We start from the raw sequence: 325 nt of genomic DNA on the forward strand, positions 1-325 counted from the left end.
CCGCCATGGCCGACATGTTCAACGACATCCATGCGGCGGGCCAGCGCATGCTGGCCCTGGTCAATGACCTGCTCGATGTGGCCAAGCTGGACAGCGCCGTGGGAACCATCCACCTGGAGCGCACGGACCTGCGCAGCCTGATCCGGCCGGTCGTGCGCGAGCTGGAGCCGCAGCAGCAGCACAAGCTCATCGACCTGCGGCTCGAACTCGACGACGCCCCGCTGATCGCCAAGGCCGACCCCGTGCGCTTCCAGCAGGTGGTGCGCAATGTGCTGGCCAATGCCATCAAGTTCTCGCCCATCGGCGGGCGCATCGATGTGCAGGG

1 protein-coding gene is annotated in these 325 nt (G+C 67.1%); it reads left to right on the forward strand.

Going from position 1 to position 325, the window contains the following annotated elements; genetic code table 11:
• The coding region (locus ACF8ML_RS06385) for a sensor histidine kinase (protein ID WP_392406667.1) at positions 1-325 on the forward strand (325 nt) is incomplete at both ends.

Origin of the sequence: Delftia sp. WSY_10 (assembly GCF_043104705.1) — a bacterium.
Lineage (GTDB): Bacteria > Pseudomonadota > Gammaproteobacteria > Burkholderiales > Burkholderiaceae_C > Comamonas > Comamonas tsuruhatensis.